Below are 25,316 nucleotides of genomic sequence, written 5' to 3' on the forward strand. Positions count from 1 at the left end.
AGCCGTCGGTGGTCGGGAGGTTCCAAAGGCCGGGATCGGTATTCGCTTCGCTCTACCCCGTAACGGCCGGTGCGGAACCGGCGTCACGCGCGAGGGTCGCCTTTCGAGGTCGTGCCGGCGGGCGAGGGCAGGCGCATCAGTTTGAGGGCGAGGGCGTTGACGGCGACGATGATGCTGGAGCCGGACATGGACAGAGCCGCGATCTCGGGGCGCAGTACCAGGCCGAACGCGGGCTCGAACACGCCCGCGGCGATCGGCAGGGCGATGGTGTTGTAGCCGATCGCCCAGCCGAGATTCTGGCGCATCTTGCGCAGGGTGCCGCGGCCGATGCGTAACGCGGTGGGCACGTCCAGCAGGTCGGAACGCATGAGCACGACGTCGGCGGTCTCGATGGCCACGTCGGTGCCGGCGCCGACGGCGATGCCCAGGTCGGCCTGGGCGAGTGCGGGGGCGTCGTTGACACCGTCGCCGACCATGGCGACCTTGCGGCCACCGGCCTGCAGTTCGGTGATCTTGGCTGCCTTGTCGCCGGGCAGCACCTCGGCGATGACCGTGTCGATGCCCAGCTGATCGGCGATCCGCCGCGCGGTGGCGGCGTTGTCGCCGGTGAGCATGACCACCTCAAGGCCGAGTTCGTGCAGGGCGGCCACCGCCGCCGCGGAGGTCGGGCGAGGCGCGTCGGCGATGCCGATCACCGCGGCCGCCGTGCCGTCGATCGCGACCATGATCGCGGTACGGCCTCCGGCGGCCACCTCGTCCCGGCGGGCGCCCAGCTTGCCGAGATCCACCCCCTCGCGCTCAAGCAGACGCCGATTGCCCACCACCACCCGATGGCCGGCCACCTCGGCGACGGCACCGTGGCCGGGCACGTTCTCGAACCGTACGGCCCGCAACGCGTCCGAATCGCGCGCGTCGGCGTGGCGGACGACCGCCTCGGCCAGCGGGTGCTCGGACTCCCGCTCCACCGCGGCCACCAGTCGCATCACCTCGTCCTCCGCCACGCCGTCGGTGATGACGTCGGTGACCTCCGGTTCGCCCCTGGTCAGGGTGCCGGTCTTGTCCATGACCACCACCTGGATGCGCGCGGAAGTCTCCAGCGCGATCGCGTTCTTGAATAGGATGCCGCGCTCGGCGCCGAGTCCGGCACCGACCATGATCGCCGTGGGGGTCGCGAGGACAAGCGCGTCCGGGCAGGCGATGACCACGAAGGTGATGGCGAACAGGATCGCGATGCCGAACGGCTGACCGGCGAGCAGGAACCAGGCGACGAAGGTGAGGCCGCCACCGGTCAGCGCGACGAGCACCAGCCAGAAGGCGGCCCGGTCGGCGAGGCGCTGCCCGGGAGCCTTGGAGTTCTGGGCCTGCTGGACGAGCTTGACGATCTGTGCCAGGGCGGCGTCGGCGCCGACCTTGGTGGCGCGTATCCGTAGCGTGCCGTTGCGGTTGATCGTGGCGCCGATGACGGCCGAGGCCGGCTGCTTGTGCACCGGCAGGCTTTCACCGGTGACCACGGACTCGTCCACTTCGCTGTCACCGTCCTCGACGACCCCGTCGACCGGGATCTTCGCGCCGGGACGTACCAGCAGCAGGTCGCCGGTGGCGACCTCGGCGGTGGGCACTTCGACCAGCGCGTCCCCGCGGATGACGACCGCCCTGGGCGGGGCCAGGTCAAGCAGGGTGCGGATGGCGTCGTTGGCGCCTCCGCGGGCGCGCATCTCGAACCAGTGCCCCAGCAGAACAAAGGCGGCCAGGACGGTGGCGGCTTCGTAGAACACCTCGCCGCCGCCGGTGAGGGTCACGACCAGGGAGTACAGCCAGCCCGCGCCGACCGCCACCGAGACCAGCACCATCATGTCCAGCGTGCGGGCCCGCAGCGCCCGCACCGCCCCGTTGAAGAAGATCCAGCACGAGTAGAAGATCACCGGCAGGCTGAGCAGCAGCGCCCACATGTCCGGGCGCAGCCCGAAGGGAACCGGCAGGTCCAGGCCGAGCACCTCGGTGCCGATCGGCGACCACATCACGATCGGGATCGAGAACAGCAGCGCCACCAGGAACCGGTTGCGCATGTCGGCCACCATCGCGGCCATCGACATCCCGGCATGGCCGCCATGGTCCATCGTGTCGTGCGGGGCAGTTGGCGTCCCGGCTCCACCGTGGCCTGTGTCATGCGGGGAGGGCGGCGCCTCGGTTCCGCCACGGTCCATCGTGTCGTGCGGGGAGGGCGGCGCCTCGGTTCCGCCGTGCTCCATCGTGTCGTGCGAGGAGAGCGGTGCCCCGGCTCCGCCGTGGCCTACGGGCGGTGGGTCCGGCTCGTCCATCGGATCGCAGATATGGGCGGGCACCGACTGTCCCGCGCAGTGGTAACCGCATTCGATCACCCTGGCGCGCAGCTCCGCCAGCGAGGTGAGGGCCGGGTCGAACAGCACCGACGCCGTCTGGGCGACCGGGTTGACCTCCACCTCCAGCACTCCCGGGCAGCGGCCGAGCCGGGCCTCGACGACGTTCTGCTCGGAGGCCCACAGCAACCCGCTGACCTCCAGGATCGCGGTGCTGCGCTCCTTGCCACTCCCGTGGCGAGCGTGGACGTGATCTGTCACGGGCCGGCCTCCTTCACGGTAGGAAGGTGGTGGAGTCGACACTCCCATCGTAAATCCATCGATTCCGCTCAAGATCAATCTGTTGCGCCGGGATCGCCGAGGACGACGCCCGCCGGGCGCCCCTGCCCGGTTCTCCACTGATGACGATCTCCGGGCTGGTCAGCCACCTGCGCTGGGTGGAGGCGGGCTGGTTCGAATACACGTTCCTCGGCGGGGAGGACCTCAGCCCATGCACCAAGGAGGATCCCGACCGCGAGATGCGCGTCGCCGTCGAGATCCCGATCGTCCGGCTACTCGCCGAGTACGAAGCCGAGTGCGCACGGAACCGGCGGCTCGTGGCCTCCTCGACCTGGACGCCCTCTCGAAGAGGAAGATCAGCACCGGTGAACCGGTCACGTTGCGGTGGATCATCATGCACCTGATCGAGGAGACCGCACGGCACAACGGGCACATCGACCTGCTCGGGGAGATGGCCGACGGTGTGACCGGAGACTGAGGTCCCTCCCCTTGGGCCGCCCGGATCGTCGGGTGGCCCAAGGGGAGGGCCGGACGATGCTCTGATCGCCGGGTGACCCAAGGGGACGGCGAAACTGGGGCAAATCTAATTTTGTAGCTGTTTTGGTGTCCATAACACCCCATAGGGAAGCCCTAGCAGGGACGTCGCGGGGAACCTGGGCGGGGACGATCCGGCCGCCGGCCACCTGGGCAAGGGCCCGCGCGGCGGGTGAACGCTCCACCCAGGGAAACGGGGGAAGGCGATGTCGTCCAGCAGAAACGAACGGTCGAAAGGGATGCGCCGCGGCTTCGCGGAGAATCCCGACGGAAGTTACGTCACCCCGGCGGGCGGTCTGGAGGTCCTGGAGAATCCGCTCCTGAACAAGGGGACGGCGTTCAGCCCCCAGGAGCGGGCGGACCTGGATCTGGACGGGCTGATCCCGCCGGTGGTCGAGACGCTGGAGGAGCAGGCCCGTCGCGCGTACGCGCAGTATCTGGAGCAACCGACCGACCTGCTCAAGAACGTCTTCCTGCTGGCGCTGCAGGACCGCAACGAGGTGCTCTTCTACCGGCTCCTGGCCGATCACCTGCGGGAGATGCTGCCGATCGTGTACGACCCGACGGTCGCGCAGGCGATCAGGGGCTACAGCCAGGAGTACCGCCGGCCTCGGGGCGTCTACCTGTCCATCGACGACATCGACGGCATCGAGCAGGCCTTCCGGAACTTCGGCATCGGGCCCGACGACGTCGACCTGATCGTCGCCTCTGACGCCGAGGAGATCCTGGGCATCGGAGACTGGGGAGTGGGCGGCGGCGCCGGCATCGCCGCCGGCAAGCTGGCCGTCTACACCGCCGCCGCCGGAATCGACCCCGCCCGGGTCATCCCCGTCGCGCTGGACGTCGGCACCGACAACGAACAACTGCTCAACGACCCCCTCTACGTCGGCAACGGGCATTCACGGGTGCGGGGACAGCGCTACGACGACTTCATCGAGGCCTACGTCTCGGTGGCCACCCGCCTGTTCCCCAACGCGATGCTGCACTGGGAGGATTTCGGCCCGTCCAACGCCCGGCGCATCCTGGAGAAGTACACCGGCCGGATCTCCACCTTCAACGACGACATGCAGGGCACCGGTGCGATCGTGCTCGCGGCCATGCTGGGCGCCGTACGCGTCTCCGGCACGCCGATGCGCGACCAGCGGATCGTCGTCTTCGGCTCCGGTACGGCGGGCATCGGGATCGCCGACCAGATGCGCGACGCGATGGTCCGTGACGGCCTCGACCGCGAGACGGCCACGCGCCGGATCTGGGCGGTCGACAAGCAGGGCCTGCTGATCGATGACATGGCCGATCTGCGTGACTTCCAGGTCCCCTACGCCCGGCCGGCCTCCGAGGTCGCCGACTGGAGCGGGGAAGGGGACAGCATCCAGCTCGGAGAGGTCGTCGAACGGGTCAGGCCGACGATGCTGCTCGGCACCTCCACCGTCCACGGCGCCTTCACCGAGAAGATCGTGCGCGCCATGGCCGCCGGCGCCGACAGGCCGATCATCTTCCCGATCTCCAACCCGACCGGGCGGATCGAGGCGATGCCGGCCGATCTGATCCGGTGGACGGACGGCCGCGCCCTGATCGCCACCGGCATCCCGATCGACCCCATCACCTACAACGGCGTCACCTACGTCATCGGCCAGGCCAACAACGCCCTGCTGTACCCGGGGCTGGGGCTGGGCACGATCGTCTCCAGGGCGCGCCGGGTCAGCGACGGCATGCTTCAGGCCGCCGCCGAGGCGGTCGGTGGGCTGGTGGACGTCTCGACGCCGGGCGCGTCACTGCTGCCCCAGGTGGACAACCTCAGGGAGGTCTCGGCCACGGTCGCGGTCGCGGTCGCCAAGCAGGCCGCCCAGGAGAAGCTGGCCCGCGTCGACCTGCACGACCCCGTCCAGCAGGTCCAGGACGCCATGTGGCAGCCGGAGTACCGGCCGGTCCGGGCGGCCTGACATGGCCGCCCACCAGGGACAGAAGGCCGCGCCCAGGATCCTGGATCTGCCGATCGGGCTGAAGGCCTCCGGCACGCGCACCGAGAGTGACTCCCTCGGCGAGATCCAGGTGCCGGCCGACCACTACTGGGGCGCGCAGACCCAGCGGTCGCTGATCCACTTCAACATCGGCGACGACCGCATGCCGAAGGCCGTCTACCACGCCTACGGTTTCATCAAGAAGGCCGCGGCGAACGTCAACGGACAGGCCGGCCGCCTTCCCCGGTGGAAGGCCGACCTGATCAGCCGGGTCGCCGACGAGGTCATCAGCGGTGATCTGAACACCGAGTTCCCGCTGTACGTCTGGCAGACCGGCTCCGGCACGCAGTCGAACATGAACGTCAACGAGGTGATCTCCAACCGGGCGATCCAGCTGGTCGGCGGCCGGCTCGGCAGCAAGGAGCCCATCCACCCCAACGACCACGTGAACATGGGGCAGTCGTCCAACGACACGTTCGTCACCGCCATGCACATCGCCGCGGTGCGGGCGATCGACAGCCGGCTGCTGCCCGCGCTGGCGCGGCTGCGGGACGCCGCGGCGGCCAAGAGCCGTGAGTGGGAGCACGTGGTCAAGATCGGCCGCACCCATCTGGAGGACGCCACCCCGCTGACGGTCGGCCAGGAATGGTCGGGCTACGTCGCCCAGCTCCAGGACGCCGCCGACCACCTTGAGCACACCCTCTCCGGGCTGCACCGGCTGGCGATCGGCGGCACGGCGGTCGGCACCGAGCTGAACGCGCCGCCGGGGTTCGGGGACGAGGTCGCCGCGCGGATCGCCGATCTCACCGGATATCCCTTCGTCACCGCACCCAACAAGTTCGCCGCCCAGGCCTCGTGCGACGCGCTGGTCCGCGTCTCCTCGGCGCTGCGGACCCTGGCGGTGTCGCTGTTCAAGTTCGCCAACGACATGCGCTGGCTCGGATCAGGGCCCCGTACGGGCCTGCACGAGCTGATCCTGCCGTCCAACGAGCCGGGTTCCTCGATCATGCCGGGCAAGGTCAACCCGACCCAGGCGGAGGCGATGCTGATGGTCGCCATCCAGGTGATCGGCGACGACAGCGCGGTCTCGATGGCCGGCGCGGAGGGCAACTTCGAGCTCAACGCCTTCCGCCCGGTCATCATCAACAACGTCCTGCACTCGGCGCGGATCCTGTCGGACATGATGGACCACTTCCGCACCTACCTCGTCGAGGGCGTCCGGCTCAACACCGCGAAGCTGCGGGACAACATCGACCGGTCCGTCATGATGGTGACCGCGCTCAGCCCCGTCATCGGCTACGACAAGGCCGCGCGGATCGCCCACCGGGCGCTCGACGAGGACCTCACGCTCAAGGAGGCCGCCCTCAGGTCGGGTGTCGGCCAGGACCTGTACGACAGGGTCGTCGACCCCGAACGCCTCACCCGTCCCGGCGTGGCCGGAGCCGCCGAAACCGCGAAGGCCGGCGCGGAGTAGGCGTTCGTGCCGGGAGTGGACTCACGGACGAGCCGCCGAGCCGGGTCGCGCGATCCCACGGGAACAACGGCCTCGGTGGCGGAATCAGCGGGTCTCCGGACTGGTTGCAGCCACATGTGAAGGTTGAAATTTACTCAGACGTGGTCTGTCCCTGGTGCTACATCGGCCACGCGCGCTTCGCCCGCGCCGTCGAGCGTTACCGGGCCAAGGGCGGTGAGGTGGAGGTCGAGTTCCGGCCGTTCCAGCTCGCGCCGGATGCGGAGTCCAACGGGGAGCTCACCCTCAAATGGGCGGCGGAGAAGTTCGGCGGGTCCGAGCGGGCCGCGCAGATGTTCGGGAGGGTGACCGAGGTCGCCACCGAGGACGGGCTGGTGCTGGACTTCGATCGCTCGATCCAGGCCAACACCTTTGACGCGCACCGCCTCATCCGGCTCGCGGGTGAGCAGGGCAAGGGGGAGGAGGCGCTCTACGCGCTCTTCCGGGCCCACTTCACCGACGGCCTCGACGTCGGCTCGCGCGAGGCCCTCTCCAAGCTGGCCACCGAGCTCGGTGTGCGGGCGGACCTTGAGGGAGAGGACGGCGCGGCCGCGGTGAAGGAGGAGCTGGCCCACGCCCGCGCTCTCGGAGTCAGCTCGGTGCCGCTGTTCCTGTTCGAGGGGCAGTTCGCCGTCTCCGGCGCCCAGCCCGAGGACACCCTGCTCGCCGCACTCGAAGAGGTCGCCGAGCGCACCGGTCAGAGCCCGGCGGCCCGGGCCGTCAAGGCCGCCGCATCCGGCGGGGACGCCTGCGACGACGAGGGATACTGCGCCGTCTGACTCAGGGGTCCCGCAGGATCATCTGTTCCGCGCCGTCCGACGACGCCGGGTCGCGGGATCGCCCGCTCCGCGCCGTCCGACGGCGCCGGGCCGATGGGGGTGGCGGGTGGGGAGACCCGCCCGCCACCGTGGATCCGGCCGGGCGAAGAAGGTCAGGTGGAGAGGCCGAGGTCGCCGGAGCGATAGTGGCGGCGGCAGAGGACCTGGTAGCGGATCGGGTCGGCGCCGGTGTCGCCGATGACCACCTGCTCGCCGGTGCGCACCAGGTCGCCGCCGACCACCCGGGCGTTCAGGCGCCCGGGGCGCCCGCACCAGCACAGGACCTCCACCTGGAGGCGGTTGATCTCGTCGGCCAGCTCGAACAGGCGCTGGGCCGCCGGGAACATCTGCGAGCGGAAGTCCGAGGCCAGGCCGAAGGCGTAGACGTCGATGCCGAAGTCGTCGGTGAGGTCGGCGAGCTGCTCGATCTGGGCGACCGTGTAGAAGCACGCCTCGTCGCAGATCACGTAGTCGATGCGCTCGTGCGCACGGACCAGCGCGACCAGGTCCAGGTCGTCGACGACCTCGACGGCCTCGCTGCCCAGCCCTATACGGCTGGTGACCTGGGGTCCGCCGGAGCGATCGTGCTTGGTCAGCACCAGGCCGCGCCTGCCCTGGCGGCCGTGGTTGTAATTCATCTGAAGGGCCAGCGTGGACTTGCCGCAGTCCATTGGGCCGAAGTAGAAGCGCAGTACTCCATCCCTGGAGCCGACGGGAACAGCGGAGAGCGCAGACAATTCGGTCACAGGAGGCCAGCCTAGTGGGTCTGGTGGGACTGTTTGGGCAGGCGGTGCGCTGGTAGAAGTGTGTGATACGAGCAAACATAGGCAGACACAGCCTGACTTGGCTTGATTATGAAAAGCGTGGGAGATTCGTTTTGGCCTATCAAAGTGGGAGAATCTGTGACGACCACCAATAACTCTGCTCCACCTCTCGGCAAGATCCCAGCCACCACGACCTCCGGCCCCTCCACCGCGGAGACCTCGGAGATGCCCACGGCGCTTGCGGCGATGATGACCGAGGACGAGGCCGTCGCCGCCCAGGCCGAGGCGGCTCGCTGGCGGTACGGGTTCTTCGTCGTGGTCACGGGACTCGTGGTCATCCTGATCGGGTTCGTGGTGATCGCACTGCGCAGCAATGACACGAGCGCCGCGTTCGCCGGCCTCGTCGGGGTGTCGGGTGCGATCATCGGCGCCTACTTCGGCGTGCAGGTCGGTCAGTCCGGCAAGGACCGGGTCGAGTCCGAGCTGCGCCGTACGAACGAGATCGCCATCCGGCTCGCCGCGAAGATTCACGCGCACGACGCCGACGCGGTGATCAACTCCACCATGGGTCCCCGCCGCCGCTGAGACCACCCGGGCTGACGCCCGAAACGACGGCCACCACAGATCTCCGAACACCTGTTGTACTCGGAGCATCGCGCGGTGGCCGTTCCATGTCTCCCCCTCAACGTGACCTTTTCCCCGTGGGGTGGCCGCCGTCCGAATCCCCGCCCTGAAGGACTCCGCCGGCCGATTCCCATCGGGCCACGTCCGGTATCGCGGTCCGGCGTCAACGCGCGGGTCGAGAAGATCCACAACGAATCGGCCGGTGGAGTCCTTCAAGCAGGGGCCGATGTCGACCAACACTGCCCAAGGACCAGGCGAAGCTTCGGCAGGGTCCGCCGATTTGCCGAGGTCGCAGGACTGGGTAGACACGGGGGCATGCGTAGCGTCCGTATCGGGGTCGACACCGGAGGCACGTTCACCGACGTGGTCTCGGTGAACGAACAGACCGGTGAGATCACCACGACCAAAACCCCTTCCACCCCCGCCAACCCGGCCGACGGATTCATGGAGGGAGTACGGAAGGTCCTGCGGAAGGCGGCCACAGAGGGCGACGCGGGGATGGAGGCCGTGTCGGCCGTCGTGCACGGCACCACGGTCGCCACCAACCAGCTTCTCGAGGATCGCATCGCCGATCTGGGCTTCGTCACCACCGAGGGCTTCGAGTTCATCCTGGAGATCGCCCGGCAGAGCGTCCCCGACGGCTACGGCAACTCCTATTTCTGGGTGAAACCGCCCCGCATCGTTCCGGTGCACCGGATCAGGACCGTCGGCGGGCGCCTGGACCACACCGGAGCCGAGGTCCGGCCGTTCGACGAGGCGCAGGCCGTGGCGGCGGCCAGGTGGTTCCGGGAGCGGGGGATCACCGCGATCGGCGTGTGCTTACTCCATTCCTACGCCAACCCCGGCCATGAGCTGCGCATGCGCGAGGTCCTCGAACGGGAGCACCCCGACGCGGTCGTCTCGATCTCCAGCGACGTGCTGCGCGAGTACCGCGAGTACGAGCGGTCGGTCACCACGCTGGTGGACGCCGCGGTCAAGCCGACCATGCGCCGCTACATCGCCAACCTGGCCGAACGGCTGGAGGAGGCAGGGGGGAGCGGCATGCCGTTCTCCGTCATGAAGAGCAACGGCGGCGTGCTGTCCGCGGCCGAGGTCGTGCACCAGCCGATCACGACCGTGCTCTCCGGCCCGGCCGCGGGCGCACTGGGCGCCGCGCTGATCGCCGCCACCGCGGGTCACCCCTCGGCGATCACCCTGGACGGCGGCGGCACCTCCACCGACGTCGCGGTGGTGGTCGACGGGGAGCCGTCGCTGACCACGGAGGGCAGCATCGGCCGCTACCCCTGCAAGATCCCGATGATCGACATCGTCACCGTGGGCGCGGGGGGCGGGTCCGTCGCGTGGATCTCGCCCGAGGGCACGCTGAAGGTGGGGCCCAGGTCGGCGGGGGCCGATCCCGGCCCGCTCTGCTATGGCAGGGGCGGCACCGAGGTCACCGTCACCGACGCGCACGTCTTCCTCGGCCGGGTCCCGCCGCACCTGCTCGGCGGGGAGATCCCGCTCGACGCGGACGCCGCCCGCCAGGGAGTCGAGGCGCTGGCCGGAAAGGTCGGGCTGACCCCCGAGCGGACCGCCGCAGGCATCCTGGAGATCAGCGCGTTCAACCAGTCGAACGCCATCCGCCAGATCACCGTCAAGCGCGGTCTGGACGTGCGTGACTTCCCCATGGTGGCCTTCGGCGGTTCGGGGCCGCTGCTGGTCTGCCGGTTGATCGACATCCTCGGGCTGCCGTCGGTGATCGTCCCGCCCGATCCGGGCAACGTGTCGGCGTTCGGGCTGCTGACGGTGGACGTCAAGAACGACTACGTGCGCACCTTTGTCACCCGCGACCTCTCCCTGCCCGACGCCGCGGAGATCTTCCGCGACCTGGAGGGACAGGCGGCCGAGGCCCTCGACCGGGAGGGGTTCGCCGCCGACAGGCACGTCTACGCGCGCAGCGCCGACCTGCGCTACTACGGCCAGGCCTACGAGGTCCGGGTGCCCGCCCCGGCAGGTCCGCTGGACGAGGCGTGGCGGGCCGAGGTGCTGGACCGCTTCCACGAGGCGCACCAGAAGCTCTACGGGTACGGCTACCGCGACGACCCCCGGCACGGCGTCGAGTGGGTCAACCTCAGGGTCTCGGGCATCGGCCCGATCACCCGCCCGGCCATCGGGCGCAGGCCGTACGGCACGGTGCCGCCGGAACCCGAACCCGCGACGGCCCGCCAGGTCTTCTACGACGAGTGGGGCCCGGCCCCGATCCACCGCCGCACCGCCCTGGCCGCCGGAACGGTGATCGCGGGCCCCGCGGTCATCGAGGAGTACGGATCCACGCTGCCGGTGCATCCCGGTTTCACGGCCGTCGTGGACGCGTTCGGAAACCTGGAGGTGCGCCGTGACGGAGCGAACCCGACGCAGTGAGCGGAGTGGTCCGCGAGGGACGAGTGGCCCGCGGAGTGAGCGAGGAGCGGTGAGCGACCAGTGAGCGCGGAGCGAACCCGACGCAGTGAGCGGAGTGGTCCGCGAGGGACGAGTGGCCCGCGGAGTGAGCGAGGAGCGGTGAGCGACCAGTGAGCGCGGAGCGAACCCGACGCAGTGAGCGGAGTGGTCCGCGAGGGACGAGTGGCCCGCGGAGTGAGCGAGGAGCGGTGAGCGACCAGTGAGCGCCAAGCGAGCGGTGAGTGTGGCGGACCCGGTGCTGGTGGAGATCGTCGAGGGCACGCTGGCGTCGGTGGAGAAGGAGGTCGAGACCGCCATCGCGCGGACCGCCCGCTCACCGATGATCCGCGACGCACACGACTTCCGGGCGGGCATCCACGACGTACGGCTGCGCAAGCTGACCGGCAGGTCCTATTCGGCGCTGGTCCAGCCCGTCGTCAGGGATTTTCCCACCGAGGAGATGAAGCCCGGCGACGTGTTCTTTCACAACGACGTCTACCTGTCGGAGGGCGGGATCGGGCATCTGCCCGATCTGTGCGTCACGGTCCCGGTCTTTCACCGCGGGGAGGTGGTCGCCTTCGTGCAGGCGTTCGGGCATCACGACGACATCGGCGGGTCGGTGCCCGGTTCGATGCCGAGCCACGCGCGGAGCGTGTTCGAGGAGGGGCTGATGGTCCCGCCGATCAAGCTGTGGGACGAGGGCGTGCCCAACAGGGCGGCGCTCACGATCATGACCCGCAACTCGCGGATGCCCGACTCGCTCGCCGGTGACCTGGACGCCGAGTGTTCGGCCTGCCTGATGGGCGCGCGGCGGCTGGAGGAGCTGTTCGACCGCTACGGGCGTGAGGCGGTGGAAGACTGCTTCGACGCGATCATCTCCAAGACCACCGAGACGTTCCGCAGGGAGCTGCTGGCCAAGATTCCCGAGGGTACGCACGTGTGGGAGGACTACGCCGAGCACGACGGCGTGGACGAGCCTCGCCTGCACACCCAGCGGATGACCCTCACCGTCGACCACACCGCCACGTCTCCCCTCATCATCGACTTCACCGGCACGTCGCCGCAGGCCAAGGGGCCGATCAACCACGCGGGCGACTACGCCGACGGGGTGTTTCTGAAGAAGTGGCTGGCGCCGATCCTGCGCAACCTGGCCGACACCCCTGAACGGATGGCGGAGCTGGACGTCAACGAGGGCGTCGTCCCCCTCATCGAGATGAGGTTTCCGGAGAAGGGGACCCTGCTCACCCCGATCTTCCCGGCGCCCACGAACGCCCGGACGTTCGTGATCCTGCGCCTGCTGGGGGTGCTGGCCGGGGTGCTTGCCAAGGCGACCGGCGGCCGGATGCCCGCAGACCAGGAGACCATTCGCTACACCGGCGTCTACGGCGAGGGCCTCGACGGCATGCCGTACCTGATGAGAGAGGTCCTCGGCGGCGGCTCGGGCGGACGGTGGTACGCCGACGGGGAGGACACCATCCACGTCGTCCCCGACTCGCGCAACATCCCGGTCGAGTTCGCCGAGTCCCGCTGGCCGTTCCGGGTCGAGCGGCTCGGCCTGGCGCAGGACTCCGGCGGTCCGGGTCTCTACCGGGGAGGTCTCGGCTATGACAAGCATCTGCGGATGCTCCGCGACGCCTCGTTCATGTCCATCGCCGACCGTTCGATCCTGTCCTGCTGGGGAGTGAACGGCGGCCGGGCCGGCAGGCCGTTCGTCGTGGAGATCGAGGGCCGGGTGATGGAGGGGCTGGTGGACGACTCGCCGGTCCGCGCGGGCGAGGTCGTTCGCGTGCGCACCACGGGCGGGGGTGGCTGGGGTTCGCCGCTGGATCGCGACCCCGCGCTGGTGGCCGCCGACGTCCGCGACGGCAAGGTCTCGGCCGAGGGGGCCCGCGAACACTACGGCGTGATCCTTCACGGCCCCGCCGGCGATCCGTCGATCGACGAGGAGGGTACGGGCCGCCTCCGTGGCGAACTGCGTGCCCGTGTCCCCGCGGATGCCCCGTTCTTCGACCGGGGTTCCGGCTTCCCGTCGCTGTCGGGCGGCCTGCCGTACGCGGAGGTGGACCACCTTTGAAACCGTCGCGAGCGTTTCGGGCGCGCGGTGCTTGGCCATTTCCTGGTCGAGATTTTAGGTGAGCGAACCCACCACTCTCATAGGCAGGTAAGTCAAAGTGGAGGAACATAGTCGATTAGTAATCAATGGCGTCAAACTGGGCGTGACGTGCAATGAACGCCTCGGAGTGAGGCCGTTAATCGGCAAAGAAGAGAGAAGACCATGACCGAACTTCCACTCGATGTCATGAGCATCCTCGCTGATGAGGTCGTCTCTGTCGAAGACTGGCGGATCGAGTTGGTCGACGGAAACGTCGACTGAACATCACCGCTGAAACCTCAAAGGCCAGTGGGCTTCCCGGGTGGGAAGCCCACTGCCGGGTGGGAGCTCAATCAGGCGAGGCGAACCGGCGACAATGGCACGACAAGAGGGAGTCAAGGAACAGATCGTCTATCCCGCGGCGCGGCGTCAAGAGCTGGTCGAGAAACTGCATGGGCGCACGGTGGCCGACCCCTACCGCTGGCTGGAGTCGGACGAGGGCGCCGAGTGCGCGGCATGGCTGGCCGCCCAGGACGATCTGCTGGCGGCGCAGGCGGCCACCTGGCCGCAGCGGGAGATGTTCCACCGGGTGGTCGCGGAGCTGGCCGGCAATGGCGCGGTGGCCGTTCCCGCGGTGACACCGCCGCTGCGGCGGGCGAGGCGTCGCTTCTTCCTGCACCGCGCCCCCGACCAGGAACTGCCCGTGCTGATGGTCGCCGAGGACGGTGAGCCACCGCGTGCGCTACTTGATCCGCTGGCGGTGGATCCGTCGGGACGCACGACGCTGGACGCCTGGCGGCCGTCCTGGACGGGCGAGTTGCTGGCCTACCAGCTCTCCTACCAGGGCGATGAGCGGCCCGCGCTGTGGGTGATGGAGGTGGCCGGTCGCCGGGTCGTCGACGGCCCGCTGGTTCCGGGCCGGGCGACGCCGACGGCCTGGCTGGCCGGCGACGACGGGTTCTACTACGTCACCCTCTCCCGGAGCCGCGGCTCCGGGGCGGCGCCACAGCGCCAGGTCCGGTTGCACCGCCTCGGTCATGACCCCGACCGGGACGCTGTGGTCTTCGAGACCTGCTCCCCGCAGCTGTCGGTCAAGATCAGCCCTGAGGGGCGGTGGTTGATGCTGAGCTGCGCGCCGGGAGCGCAGAGCGGCAACATGCTGTGGCTGGCCGAGGTGACCGCGGGGCAGGAGCACGTCCTGCGGCCGCGTCTTCTCCACGACGGGAGCGCCGACGGCGCTCAGGCGGTGCTCACCTTCGGCCCCGGTGGCCGGATCTACGCGATCACCGACGCGGGCGCGCCGTTCGGCCGGGTGTGCGCCGTCGACCTGGCGGACCCCCGCGCCCCGGCCTGGCGCACCCTGATCGCCCAGGACCCGCCCGCCGTGCTCACCGGCTGCGTCCCACTCCCCACCCCCGGCCCCGATTCCGACGTCGCCACTGCTGTAGCCCGCCCCACCGCTCCCGGCCCTGCCTCCGCGTCCGTCCCCGGTACCGCTCTCGACCTTGGATCTGTCCCCGGCCCCGACACCGCCCCCGATCCTGCCTCCGTGTCCGTCCCCGGTACTGCTCTCGACCTTGGATCTGTCCCCGGCCCCGACACCGCTCCCGGTCCTGCCTGCGCCCCTGGCATCGGCCCCGTACCCGGTTCTGATTCTGGTTCTGAGGAGGTCTGCCTGCTGCTGAGCCGCTCCCGTCACGGGGCGGCCGAGCTGTCACTGCACGACGGCGAAGGCCACCAGCTCGCCGAGGTGCCGACGCCCGGACCCGGATCCATCACCAGACTCACCGCACCGGCTCACGGCGACGCCGAGGCGTGGTTCGGCTACAGCGACTTCGTCACCGCCCCGGCCGTCTACCGCTTCAGCCTGCACGACCGGCGCTGCCATCCCGCCGCCCCGGCCACCACCGCTGTTCCCGCCCCCGCCGCCCCGGCCACCACCGCTGCTCCCGCCCCCTCCGGCTCGGTCCCCGGCCCGGTCTCCGGCTTGGCAGAGCCGGGGCAACCACCTCCGCGGATCCGTCAGATCACCTACGCATCTTCCGACGGCACCCCGGTGCGGATGTATGTCATCGCCCCGGCCGCCGGGCAGCAGGCGCCAGGTCCGCGTCCGACACTCCTGACCGCCTACGGCGGATTCGGTGCCTCCTGCCTGCCCGCCTACTCACCTACGATCCTGGCGTGGGTGCGGGCCGGCGGCACCTACGCGATCGCCAACGTACGCGGCGGTGGTGAACGGGGAACCGACTGGCACGCCGCCGGCCGCGGACTCAACAAGCCCAATGCCTTCGCGGACTTCATCGCCGCCGCCACCTGGCTGATCGATCACCGGTGGACCACTCCGCGGCAGCTCGCGATCAAGGGAGCCTCACACAGCGGGCTCATGGTGGCGGCCGCCCTCACCCAGCGCCCCGACCTGTTCGCCGCGGTCGCCTGCTCCGCCGCCGTCCTGGACATGGTCCGCTACCCGTACTTCGGCCTGGGCCCCTGGTGGGTCACCGAATTCGGTGACCCCGGCCAGGCCGATCAGTTCGACACCCTGCTCGGTTACTCTCCCTACCACCGGGTCCGGCCGGGCAGCGCCTACCCCGCGGTGCTCCTCATCAGCCCGCACCACGACGCGCGTGTGGACTCCATGCACACCCGCAAGATGACCGCGGCCCTCCAGCACGCCACCACCTCCGGCAACCCCATCCTGCTGCGCTACGAAGAAGGAGTCGGCCACGGACCACGCGCCGCGTCCCGCTGGAGCGCGCTGCAGGCCGACATCCTCGCCTTCTGCGCCGCCCACACCGGCCTGGGATCTCCTTAGCGCCGCACCGCGTCGGGTTCGGCCGACCCCTCAACGAGCCAACGGGTGCAGCACTAAACGGCGGCTCGCCGTCTGCGCGCGCGGTAAGCCGCCGCTTTCACCCTGCTGCCGCAGGTTTGCATCGCGCACCATTCGCGGCGTCCACCTCGTGAATGGTCGAGGTAGACCTGGGTGCACTCGGGGCGGGTGCATTCCTTGAGGTGCGAGGCATGGGCTCCGCCGAGAATGTCGATTGCGTCCCTCGCCACCGACGACATCGCCTGCTCCGTCGTCGCCTCGGTCCGCCGGCCGCCCTGGGTGAGGTGCGGGATCGCGGAGGGCAGGCCCGCCGCACGGTTCACGAGCGCGAGGGCGTCCTCGTCGTACCCGCTGTTCTTCATTCGCGCGATGACGAGCGCGTAGATCGCCTCCCGCAGCGCGATCGCGTCGTCGAGATCGGCCGGGCGGGCGTTGCCGTCGACGTCGACGAGTCCGGACTCCCGGAACCAGGCGTCCAGGCTGCGCGGAGACGCGAGCATGTCCGTCGGCACGGGGTTGCGTCGCGCTCGCAGCGTCCCGATGAAATCGAGAGCCAGGTTGCCGCAGGGGAATGCATGTTCCATGTCACCAGTCTGCCAGGTGACGAACCATCGTGCGTCACCACATTGACGGGTGACGGAAAAACATGCCATGCTCGTCACCAGTTGAACCGGTAACGCACAAGGGTGCGCGTCTCGCCGGGGTCACCAATGAGAGGGCACAGCATGGACCTGAAGCTTGAAGTACTGACGCTCCCCGTCTCCGACGTCGATCGTGCCAAGGCCTTCTACGAAAACCTGGACTTCCGGCTGGACGCCGACTTCGTCGTCGGCGAAGACTTCCGCGTCGTGCAGCTGACACCCCCCGGTTCTGAGGCGTCCGTCATCATCGGCAAGGGAGTCACGTCGGCGCTCCCGGGCTCCGTTCAGGGCCTGCACGTCGTCGTCACCGACATCGTCGCCGCCCGGGCCGATCTTGCCGCCCGTGGCGTCGACATCAGCGAGGTGTTCCATGACGCGGACGGAGTGTTCCACCACGCCGGAACGGAAGGACGCGTCGCCGGCCCGGACCCGGAGCGTCGCAGCTACGGATCGTTCGCCTCATTCAGCGACCCCGACGGCAACGGCTGGGTGCTCCAGGAAATCGTCACCCGCGCCCCCGGCCGCTGACCCGACGCCGATCCGACGACAAATAGGGAACCGAACGGGCTCACCATCCTGAGCGCTCAGGATGAGAGACCAGGATCATTCCAGGCGGCTTCTCCGCGGCCGGTTCATGCTGCGAGCCGTCGACTCGGATGCTCGTTGTAGCCGCCCGGCGGCCTGCTTCCGCCCGGCCACGTCGGCACCGCACGCTCGCCGAACCGCGGCTCAGGGCCGTCAAGATCGGCAAGGTACGCTTGAACCCTGCCGAGGTGAGGAAGCTGTGATGATCCCCCGTTGATCGCGGCCTTCATCCCGATCTGGGCACTGACACTGCTCGGCTTCACGGCCGGGCGTTTCCGGCTGCTCGGCCCGGAGGCCGATCGGGTGCTCGGCGGTTTTGTCTTCCACCTCGCGATGCCGGAATCTGGCGCGGTACCTGAAGCCGATTCAGGCGGAATCCATGGGATCGAACACCACTTAAGAGGTGCCGCGGGCGTTGTAGACGACGGCGTCGTCGCGTTCCCCGTAGGCGCGGAACACCTCGATGGCCTCCTCGCGCAGCGGGCTGAGGACGACTTCGATGCCGCGGGCGGCGAACTGGGGGGCCCAGTCGGCGACCATCGGGCCCTCGTCGAAGCCCGTCAGCTTCTCCAGCTCCGGGCCGTCGCCCGCGATGAGCAGACGCCGGACGCCGGACCACATGGTGGCGCCGTAGCACATGACGCAGGGCCGCCAGTTGACGACGAGCTCCAGGTCGGGCAGGTCCGGGCCACCCAGATCCCAGGCACCGAGCCGGGTCTGGGCGAGGGACAGCGCGGTGACCTCGGCGTGGGTCGACGACAATCCGGAGGCCAGGACGACGTTGACACCGGCCGAGATCAGGCGTCCGGTGGCGGACTCCACGACCAGGGCGGCGAAGGGGCCGCCGGTGTTCTCGCGGTGGTTACGCTCGGCGAGCCGGTTGGTCAGGCGGATGCGGTCGTCGTCGGTCGGGAGGATCTCCGGGACGCCGCCGAGCTCGGCGGTGACCCAGCCGGGCAGACGTGCGCCGAAGGCGGTGGCAAGGGCTGCGGTGTCCACAATGGCTCCGAAGTCAGGCGGTGAAGGAGTGGCTGAGGCCGAGGTCGCGCAGGCCACGGCGGCCGTTGCCGCCGCTGCGTCCTGGCTCCTCGCGCCGCCGGTGTCGGCAGAGGCCGCCGACGTCGAGGATGCATGGAGGTGAAGGATCTCCTCACTCCACTTGTTGCGGCGCGTAACGCGCGACAACCGGACGTTCCAGGGCGGTGACGAGTCCGTAGAGGGCCACGGACACGACAACGATTACCACCGATCCGGACCAGAGCCCCGCGAAGCGGGAGGCGGTGTAGTCCGAGACCAGCAGGCTGCCCAGTCCCTTGCCGCTGGCAAGCCACTCCGCGAGAGTGGCGCCGGCGATCGCGCCGGGGATGGCGATCCGCGCGGACGCGAACAGCGAGGGGAGCGCGTAGAGCAGCCGCACTTTCCTGGTGACCGTCAACTGCCCGCCGCCCAGCGACGTGATGACCTCGCAGGCGAGGACGGGGGCTGCCCGCAGTCCCTGGCTGACGGTTACGAGGGTGGCGAAGAAGGTGATCACGGCGACGACGATGGTGACGCCCAGTAGCCCGCGTCCGAAGACGAGGGCGAGCAGCGGGGTCAGGGCGAGCAGGGGAATGGACCTCAGCACGATGGCGAGAGGCAGGACGATCTGTTCGACGCGACGGAACGCCACCAGGACCGCGGCGGCGAGCGATGCGGCGATCAGCCCCACGACATAGCCGACACCCGCGTCAAGCAGCGTGATGCCCAACGCGGCCAGCAGACGTTGCCGATGCTCCGCCGCGTCCTCGCCGGCGAACAAATAGGTCGCGACGTCCGCCGGCGTCTTCGCGAAGTACGAGTCGAGGGAGAAACCCCAGATGATCGCATACCAGCCGACCACGATCAGGAGGATGGAGCCGACCAGTCCAACCGTGCCGACAAGCAGGGACCGCGCCCGTCCATCGCCCGCTACCGCGGATGCCGCCGCGCCCACCCCCACGCTCACGTCCCGGCCGGCCCAGGGGGTGAGCCACCGAGCGATGATCGCGACCAGTGCGTAGCCCAGGCCCGCCAGGGCCGAGATGACGAGTGCCACCGCCCAGGTGCGTGCCACCTGGAACGACGACTGCGCCTGCACCAGCATTACGCCGAGTCCGCTGCTGGAGCCCAGGTACTCTCCGATGATCGCGCCGAGCAGCGCCGCAGGCGCAGCGATCTTGAGCCCTGCGAACAGGCTGGGCAACGCGGAAAGGAGGCGAAGCTTGCGCAGGATGAAGAAGGAGCCCCCGCCCAGGGAGTGGATGAGATCCAGCGCGCTCCGATCGGCGGATCGCAGTCCGAGCACGGCGGCCGTCAAGGTGGTGAAGAAGACCGACAGCCCGGCCAGTGCCTCCTTGGGGGCGTTGCCGGGCAGGACGACGACGAGGATGGGCGCGATCGCGACGAGCGGCACGCAGTAGCTCGCGACGGCGATGCGCAGCAGCAACCGCTCCACTGCCGGGACCTGGACGAAGACACCGGCGAGCGCGACGGCGAGAACGTTGCCCCAGAAGAAGCCGATGGCCGCCTCGGACAGCGTGGTGGAGATGTTGCCGGAGTAGATGTTCCGGTCGTCCCACATCGCCTGCAGTACTGCCCACGGCTGGGGGACGACCCGGAGGTCGGCGAAGATCTGCGCGAGGATCTCCCAGATCAGGAGCAGGCCCGCCACGCCGAGTGCCACGGCCACCGGCGATCGGACACCGCTGCGGGCCGCGATCAGGCCACGCCGGGTCGCCATGAATGGGTTCACGTCATGTCCCCGGACGGGCCGCTCTGACTGGAGTCACCGTCGCCGCTCTGTCCGAAGAGCAGTTCGCTGAGGGTGTCGCAGAGCGCATGGAACTCGGGTGAGCGCGTAACTCCGACGTCGCGCGGTCGTGGCAGGTCGATCCGTACCGCGTCGATGATTCGTCCCGGACGGGCGCCCATCACCACCACGGTGTCGGCGAGGAACACCGCCTCGCTGATGGAGTGGGTGACGAGGAGGGTCGTCGTCGCACGCTCCAGCCAGATCCGCTGCAGCTCCAGGTTGAGCCGCTGGCGGGTCATCTCATCCAGTGCGCCGAACGGTTCGTCCAGCAACATGACCTCCGGCTCGCCGGCGAGGGTCCGCGCGAGCGCCACTCGCTGGCGCATGCCACCGGACAGCTGGGCGGGCCGGGCCTTCTCGAAGCCGGTGAGTCCGGTGAGGCGCACCAGGTCGGCCACCGCCGCCCGGCTCACCGGCCGGCCCGCCACCTCGAAGGGCAGCGCGATGTTGGCCTCGACGCTGCGCCATGGCAGCAGGGCGGCGTCTTGGAAGGCCACCCCGATGCGATGCTCACGCCGCAGGTCGTCGGGGGAGCGGCCGTGGACGTGCGCGGCGCCGGAAGATGGCTGCTCCAAACCGGCGAAGATCCGCAGCAGGGTGGATTTGCCGCATCCGGAAGGACCCAGCAAGGCGGTGAACTCGCCGCGTCTCGTGTGCAGGTCGATGTCGCGAAGCGCGGCGACTTCGGCCGCCCCTACGCTGAAGGTCCTGCTGAGCGTGGTCGCGGCCAGGCCCACGGTGCTCGGCGGGTCGGCGGCGTGCGAAGGGGCCGCGTGCGGGCGGGCTGTCACGCGTCCCACTTTCCCGCCGCCAGGATGGCGAGCAACCGGTCACGGTAGGAAGTGTCGCGGCCGGGGAGCTCGTTCTCCACCTTCGAGCCTTCCGTCAGGAAGTGCGAGACGTCGCGGCCCATCTCCTGCCCGCGGCGGGTGTGCATGTCGAGGGCGTAGTCGGGGATCTCGGGGAGGCGTTCTCCGCTGCCCAGCACGTTGGTGGTCCACAGCGCCAGTTCGTCGGTCGTACGGTCCTTCGTACGGCCGGCCAGGAAGCGTATGGCGTGCACCGCGAACAGCCACCTGTCGCCGGTGCCTCGGGGGAGGTGCTGGTGCATGCGGTAGAGGCAGTCGAGGACCACGGGTTCGGCGAACGTGCCGGTTCCGGTGTCCTCGACTGACATGACGAGGAGGCGTGACCACATCACCTCCTCCAGTTCGCCGCTGCTCTCGTACATCTCACGAGCGACGAGCAGGGCGTTCTCCAGCAGGCCGCGGCGTACCGACTTCTGGAGGGTGGAGATCAGCTCGTCGGCGGGGAATCCCCGCACGCTGTTGACGTGTGTCCAAGGATCTTCGGTGTGCGGGACAGGCACTGCGGTGGGCTCCTGTTGGTATGGAGGGGTAACGGGAAGGGGGACGTCAGAGGCGGGTCTTGCCCGCGTAGACATCGCCGAGGACGCTGGTGTCGAACAACTCCTCGGCGGTCGCCTTGATACCGAGCGAGTTCAGGGTGGCGATGTTGTCCGCGATCCCCTTGGCGCTCATCGTGAGCAGGCCGTTCGTCTTGGCGTCCCCGGCTTCGATGACGGACTGGAACGCCGCGGCGGTCTTCTGCTGGGCCTTCAGGTCGAGGTTGAGGCTCTTGCCGTACTTCTCCACGACGATCTTGGCCGCGGCGTCGGTGTCGCTGAGCGCGTCCTGCCAGCCGCGTACCGAGGCCCGGACGATCTTGACGATCAACTCGCGCTTGTCCTTGTCCGCGAGCGTCTGCTCGCTGACGAGCAGCACGTCAGCCCAGACGTTGTAGCCGTACTCGGCGAGCGTGAACGTCGTGGTCTTCACACCCTCGAGGTCCAGCTGGATCGGCTGGTTCACCAGCAGCGACATGAACGCGTCGCAGTCCCCGGCCACCAGGGGCGCCGGGTCGAACTGCATCGGCACGATGGTCACGCCGGCGGGATCGATGCCATTCGCCTTGAAAACGGTGTTAACGATTTCCACGCCGCTCTGCTGGACACCGAGCCGCTTGCCGACCAGATCCTTCAGCGTTCGCACGGGAGCCGAGGCGAGAGACATGATCGCCGTCGGATTGGTCTGCATGGTCGCGGCGACGATCTTGAGGGCGGCACCCTCGTTACGTGCTTTGGCGATGGTGTCGACGGAGTCGAGCCCGACCATCGCCTTGCCACTGACCAGGAGCGGTTCGACGACGACGGAAGGACCACCCGGCGTCAGTGTGACGTCGAGCCGCTCGTCGCGGAAGTAGCCGGCGTGGTCCGCCATGAACAGGCCCATGTTCTCGACATTGGCCAACCATCCGAGCTGGAAGTTCACTTTGGCCAGGCCGGAGGCGGAGGGGGTGGTGGAGGAGGACGAGCAGGCGCTCAGCGCCATACCGGCGGCGAGAAGCGACACGCCTCCGACGCCGGACAGGAAGGCGCGACGAGAAAAGGGCGCAGGCATGGAAGGAGCCTTTCTTGGGGTGAGCAAAACGGCCTGGCGGAGAATGGCGACTCACGCCGGTCGGCAGGGAGGCGCTGGCTTGGCCGGGGCGGCTGGGGGTGTGCAACCGTTCTCGGACGCCTGGGGGCAGGCCACGAAACGGGGGGCGAGCCCGCCACCAGGGCGGGCATGGCGATGGGCGACGAGACCTATCGTCACGATGGCGTCAGCCTGAAAACGGTGTCCCTCGGGCGTTGGACAGACGCCAACGTCCGCGCCGTTTTTCGGGACCGATCACCGACACTCCTCTGGCAGGTACACCGCGTCAAAATGGCACGATTGTCCGCGTAGTTGCTGGTAAGACGATCGCTGCGATGTCGAGCGGCTGTCAAGGGGATGGTGATAGAACTGAACACAGCGACACAAATTCGTGACCCTACGGCTCCCGTGTGAGGCGCGGAACCCGTAACTGGCATCGATTTCACTGATCGTCGCTCTAATGGAAGTCATCCCATGATCGGGTGGTTCCGTCGCCGGTGAGCTGGGCGGCGAGCCAGAAGGTTTCGAATCGGCCACATGTCGGAGACCTCCGTTGACGCGGGTTATGTAGATGCTGCGACCATTCTCTGAGAACGGTTTCAGTTGAGTATGAGGAGGTCCTGTTGGCCACCATCCACGATGTGGCCGCCCGTGCCGGGGTCTCTCCCGCGACGGTCTCGCGGTTCCTGCGTGGTCAACGGGTGCGCTCGGCGGAGGCGATCCAGGCGGCTGTGGATGAGATGGACTACTGGCCGAGTGCCACAGCCCAGTCTCTGCAGTCGGGCCGGACGCACACCATCGGCGTGGTCGTCCCCGACATCACGAACCCCTACTTCGCCGCGGTCGTCAAGGGGATGGAATCCGTTACCCGCCACACCGACTACCGCATCCAGCTGGCCAACACCGACGAGAGCAGTGAGCGGGAAGACGCCGTGCTCGCGGAGATGATACGCCGGGTGGACGGCATCATCCTCGCCCCGGCCACCGAGCAGGACCAGACTCCGCTGTATGTCCGGGACGCCGGCGTCCCACTGGTCTTCGTCGATCGCGACCTGCTTGGCGGAGAGCACTTCGACGCCGTCCTGGTCAACAACGCCAAGGGCGGTCAGCAGGCAGGTGAGCACCTGCTCGGCCTCGGCCACACCCGGATCGCCGCGATCAGCGGGAGCCAGGACACCACTCCCGGACGGTGCCGCCGCGAGGGTTTTGTGAAGGCCCTCACCGCCGCGGGCGTCGAGATCCCTCCCGAACACGATCTGGTCGGCGACTTCCGGGAGGAGAGCGGCTACCAGCTCGCCTTGTCCCTGCTGTCGCTGCCCGAACCGCCCACCGCCATCTTCAGCGCGAACAACCTCATGACGCTGGGCGCGCTCAAGGCCTTGCGCGACCTACGTACGGACATTCCCGGCGAGATGAGTCTCATCGGGTTCGACGACCTTGATACGGGCCCGTTGCTGCGGCCGCCGCTGACCGTCATCGACCGGCCGATGGTCGAGCAGGGAGCGCTCGCCATGCGGTTGCTGTTGCGCCGCTTCGAGGACCAGTACGCAAACGATGCCGCCCGGCGCATCATCCTGGACACCAAGCTGATCGAGCGGGCCTCGACAGCGCCACCGCGCAAGCCGCGTACCGCGGCAGGCGCGGGCCGAACCGGAAGGGGCCGTCAACGATGACCACTGCTCCGCTCGCGGAGGTCACCGCTTCCAACTCGACGCTGCGGGGGTTCCTGCACGGCCTACCCGGTGTGGACCGGGTGGGCGCGGATGCCCGGGCTGCGATGTTGGGCACGCGATCGATCAAGACCACGTCCAAGAGGCAGGCCATCGACCTCGCCCTCCGGATGGTGGACCTCACGACGCTCGAGGGCGCGGACACCCCGGGCAAGGTGAAGGCGATGTGCGCCAAGGCGGTTCACCCCGACCCGACCGACCCCTCCGTCCCCTCGGTGGCGGCGGTCTGCGTCTACCCCGACCTGGTGGCGACGGCCGTACAGGCTCTGGGCGGTTCAGGGGTGAAGGTCGCCTCGGTCGCCACGGCGTTCCCGAGCGGCCGGTCGTCGCTGGAGGTCAAGGTCGCCGACACCGCGTTCGCGGTCGCGGACGGCGCGTCCGAGATCGACATGGTGATCGACCGGGGCGCGTTCCTCGCGGGGGACTACCTCAAGGTCTTCGAGCAGATCGCGGCGGTCAAGGCCGCCTGCGGCAGCGCACACCTGAAGGTCATTCTGGAGACCGGCGAGCTCTCGACGTACGACAACGTGCGCAGGGCGTCCTGGCTTGCGATGATCGCGGGCGCCGACTTCATCAAGACCTCGACGGGAAAGGTGTCGCCGGCCGCGACCCTGCCGGTCACGCTCGTCATGCTGGAGGCGGTCCGCGACTTCCTCCGTACGGCGGGCAGGAAGGTCGGGGTCAAGCCCGCGGGCGGCATCAGGACGACCAAGGACGCGATCAAGTATCTGGTGCTGGTCAACGAGACCGCAGGCCCGGACTGGCTCGATCCCGACTGGTTCAGGCTCGGGGCCTCCTCGCTGGTCAACGACCTGCTCATGCAGCGCCAGAAGATGGCCACCGGCCGGTACGCCGGGCCCGACTACTTCACCCTGGACTAAGGCGGCCAT

18 protein-coding genes and 1 pseudogene are annotated in these 25,316 nt (G+C 69.1%); 11 read left to right on the plus strand and 8 right to left on the minus strand.

Going from position 1 to position 25,316, the window contains the following annotated elements; translation table 11 throughout:
• Positions 1-83: 83 nt before the first annotated feature.
• The gene (locus CHC08_RS07495; RefSeq protein ID WP_245878186.1) at positions 84-2,597 is read right to left on the minus strand and encodes a heavy metal translocating P-type ATPase; all 2,514 of its coding nucleotides are present in this window, start codon (positions 2,595-2,597) and stop codon (positions 84-86) included.
• Positions 2,598-2,734: 137 nt separating this feature from the next.
• Between CHC08_RS07495 and CHC08_RS07500 the strand changes: the two are divergent.
• From CHC08_RS07500 to CHC08_RS07515, 4 genes and pseudogenes are all read left to right on the plus strand, one after another.
• Positions 2,735-3,093: pseudogene (locus tag CHC08_RS07500) on the plus strand (mycothiol transferase).
• Positions 3,094-3,388: 295 nt separating this feature from the next.
• The gene (locus CHC08_RS07505) at positions 3,389-5,089 is read left to right on the plus strand and encodes an NAD-dependent malic enzyme (RefSeq protein WP_089206443.1); all 1,701 of its coding nucleotides are present in this window, start codon (positions 3,389-3,391) and stop codon (positions 5,087-5,089) included.
• Position 5,090: 1 nt separating this feature from the next.
• The gene (gene fumC, locus CHC08_RS07510; protein ID WP_089206444.1) at positions 5,091-6,581 is read left to right on the plus strand and encodes a class II fumarate hydratase; all 1,491 of its coding nucleotides are present in this window, start codon (positions 5,091-5,093) and stop codon (positions 6,579-6,581) included.
• A gap of 116 nt (positions 6,582-6,697) precedes the next feature.
• Positions 6,698-7,396, plus strand: a complete 699-nt coding sequence (locus tag CHC08_RS07515; protein ID WP_089206445.1) for a DsbA family oxidoreductase — start codon at positions 6,698-6,700, stop codon at positions 7,394-7,396.
• Between the two features lie 152 nt (positions 7,397-7,548).
• On the opposite strand, the gene CHC08_RS07520 is transcribed toward CHC08_RS07515, so the two are convergent.
• Positions 7,549-8,181 carry a thymidine kinase gene (locus tag CHC08_RS07520; RefSeq protein ID WP_089206446.1) on the minus strand — a complete coding sequence of 211 codons (633 nt, stop codon included), beginning with the start codon at positions 8,179-8,181 and terminating at the stop codon, positions 7,549-7,551.
• A 156-nt stretch (positions 8,182-8,337) separates the two neighbouring features.
• On the opposite strand from CHC08_RS07520, the gene CHC08_RS07525 reads away from it, so the two are divergent.
• The 4 genes from CHC08_RS07525 (at position 8,338) to CHC08_RS07540 (ending at position 16,145) form a co-directional block, all read left to right on the plus strand.
• Positions 8,338-8,784 (plus strand): hypothetical protein, encoded by a 447-nt coding sequence (locus CHC08_RS07525; RefSeq protein WP_089206447.1) that lies wholly within the window; start codon positions 8,338-8,340, stop codon positions 8,782-8,784.
• A gap of 354 nt (positions 8,785-9,138) precedes the next feature.
• Positions 9,139-11,223, plus strand: coding sequence for a hydantoinase/oxoprolinase family protein (locus tag CHC08_RS07530; RefSeq protein WP_089206448.1), 2,085 nt, complete (start codon positions 9,139-9,141; stop codon positions 11,221-11,223).
• 238 nt (positions 11,224-11,461) lie between these two features.
• On the plus strand, positions 11,462-13,315 hold the full coding sequence (locus tag CHC08_RS07535; protein WP_245878188.1) for a hydantoinase B/oxoprolinase family protein: 1,854 nt from the start codon (positions 11,462-11,464) through the stop codon (positions 13,313-13,315).
• A gap of 394 nt (positions 13,316-13,709) precedes the next feature.
• Entirely contained in the window at positions 13,710-16,145 is a 2,436-nt protein-coding gene (locus CHC08_RS07540) for a prolyl oligopeptidase family serine peptidase (protein WP_089206449.1), read from the plus strand.
• A 53-nt stretch (positions 16,146-16,198) separates the two neighbouring features.
• Here the strand turns inward: CHC08_RS07540 and CHC08_RS07545 are convergent, their stop codons facing one another.
• On the minus strand, positions 16,199-16,747 hold the full coding sequence (locus CHC08_RS07545; protein ID WP_089206450.1) for a CGNR zinc finger domain-containing protein: 549 nt from the start codon (positions 16,745-16,747) through the stop codon (positions 16,199-16,201).
• A gap of 141 nt (positions 16,748-16,888) precedes the next feature.
• On the opposite strand from CHC08_RS07545, the gene CHC08_RS07550 reads away from it, so the two are divergent.
• Positions 16,889-17,332, plus strand: a complete 444-nt coding sequence (locus tag CHC08_RS07550) for a VOC family protein (RefSeq protein ID WP_089206451.1) — start codon at positions 16,889-16,891, stop codon at positions 17,330-17,332.
• A 453-nt stretch (positions 17,333-17,785) separates the two neighbouring features.
• Here CHC08_RS07550 and CHC08_RS07555 read toward each other — a convergent pair whose 3' ends face one another.
• From CHC08_RS07555 to CHC08_RS07575, 5 genes are all read right to left on the minus strand, one after another.
• Positions 17,786-18,388, minus strand: a complete 603-nt coding sequence (locus CHC08_RS07555) for a nucleoside deaminase (RefSeq protein WP_089206452.1) — start codon at positions 18,386-18,388, stop codon at positions 17,786-17,788.
• Between the two features lie 151 nt (positions 18,389-18,539).
• The gene (locus CHC08_RS07560) at positions 18,540-20,159 is read right to left on the minus strand and encodes an ABC transporter permease (RefSeq protein WP_143653134.1); all 1,620 of its coding nucleotides are present in this window, start codon (positions 20,157-20,159) and stop codon (positions 18,540-18,542) included.
• Positions 20,156-21,010, minus strand: coding sequence for an ABC transporter ATP-binding protein (locus tag CHC08_RS07565; RefSeq protein ID WP_245878189.1), 855 nt, complete (start codon positions 21,008-21,010; stop codon positions 20,156-20,158). Before CHC08_RS07565 ends, CHC08_RS07560 begins: the two co-directional genes overlap by 4 nt.
• Complete coding sequence (locus tag CHC08_RS07570) at positions 21,007-21,588, minus strand: AAA family ATPase (RefSeq protein WP_089206455.1); 582 nt, start codon at positions 21,586-21,588, stop codon at positions 21,007-21,009. Before CHC08_RS07570 ends, CHC08_RS07565 begins: the two co-directional genes overlap by 4 nt.
• Positions 21,589-21,634: 46 nt before the next feature.
• Entirely contained in the window at positions 21,635-22,678 is a 1,044-nt protein-coding gene (locus CHC08_RS07575) for an ABC transporter substrate-binding protein (RefSeq protein WP_089206456.1), read from the minus strand.
• A 641-nt stretch (positions 22,679-23,319) separates the two neighbouring features.
• Here CHC08_RS07575 and CHC08_RS07580 point away from each other — a divergent pair.
• The gene (locus CHC08_RS07580) at positions 23,320-24,369 is read left to right on the plus strand and encodes a LacI family DNA-binding transcriptional regulator (protein WP_089206457.1); all 1,050 of its coding nucleotides are present in this window, start codon (positions 23,320-23,322) and stop codon (positions 24,367-24,369) included.
• Positions 24,366-25,307 (plus strand): deoxyribose-phosphate aldolase, encoded by a 942-nt coding sequence (deoC, locus tag CHC08_RS07585; protein ID WP_089206458.1) that lies wholly within the window; start codon positions 24,366-24,368, stop codon positions 25,305-25,307. Before CHC08_RS07580 ends, deoC begins: the two co-directional genes overlap by 4 nt.
• Positions 25,308-25,316 lie beyond the last annotated feature (9 nt).

The organism is Streptosporangium subroseum, from assembly GCF_900188345.1.
In the GTDB taxonomy this organism is placed as follows: domain Bacteria; phylum Actinomycetota; class Actinomycetes; order Streptosporangiales; family Streptosporangiaceae; genus Streptosporangium; species Streptosporangium subroseum.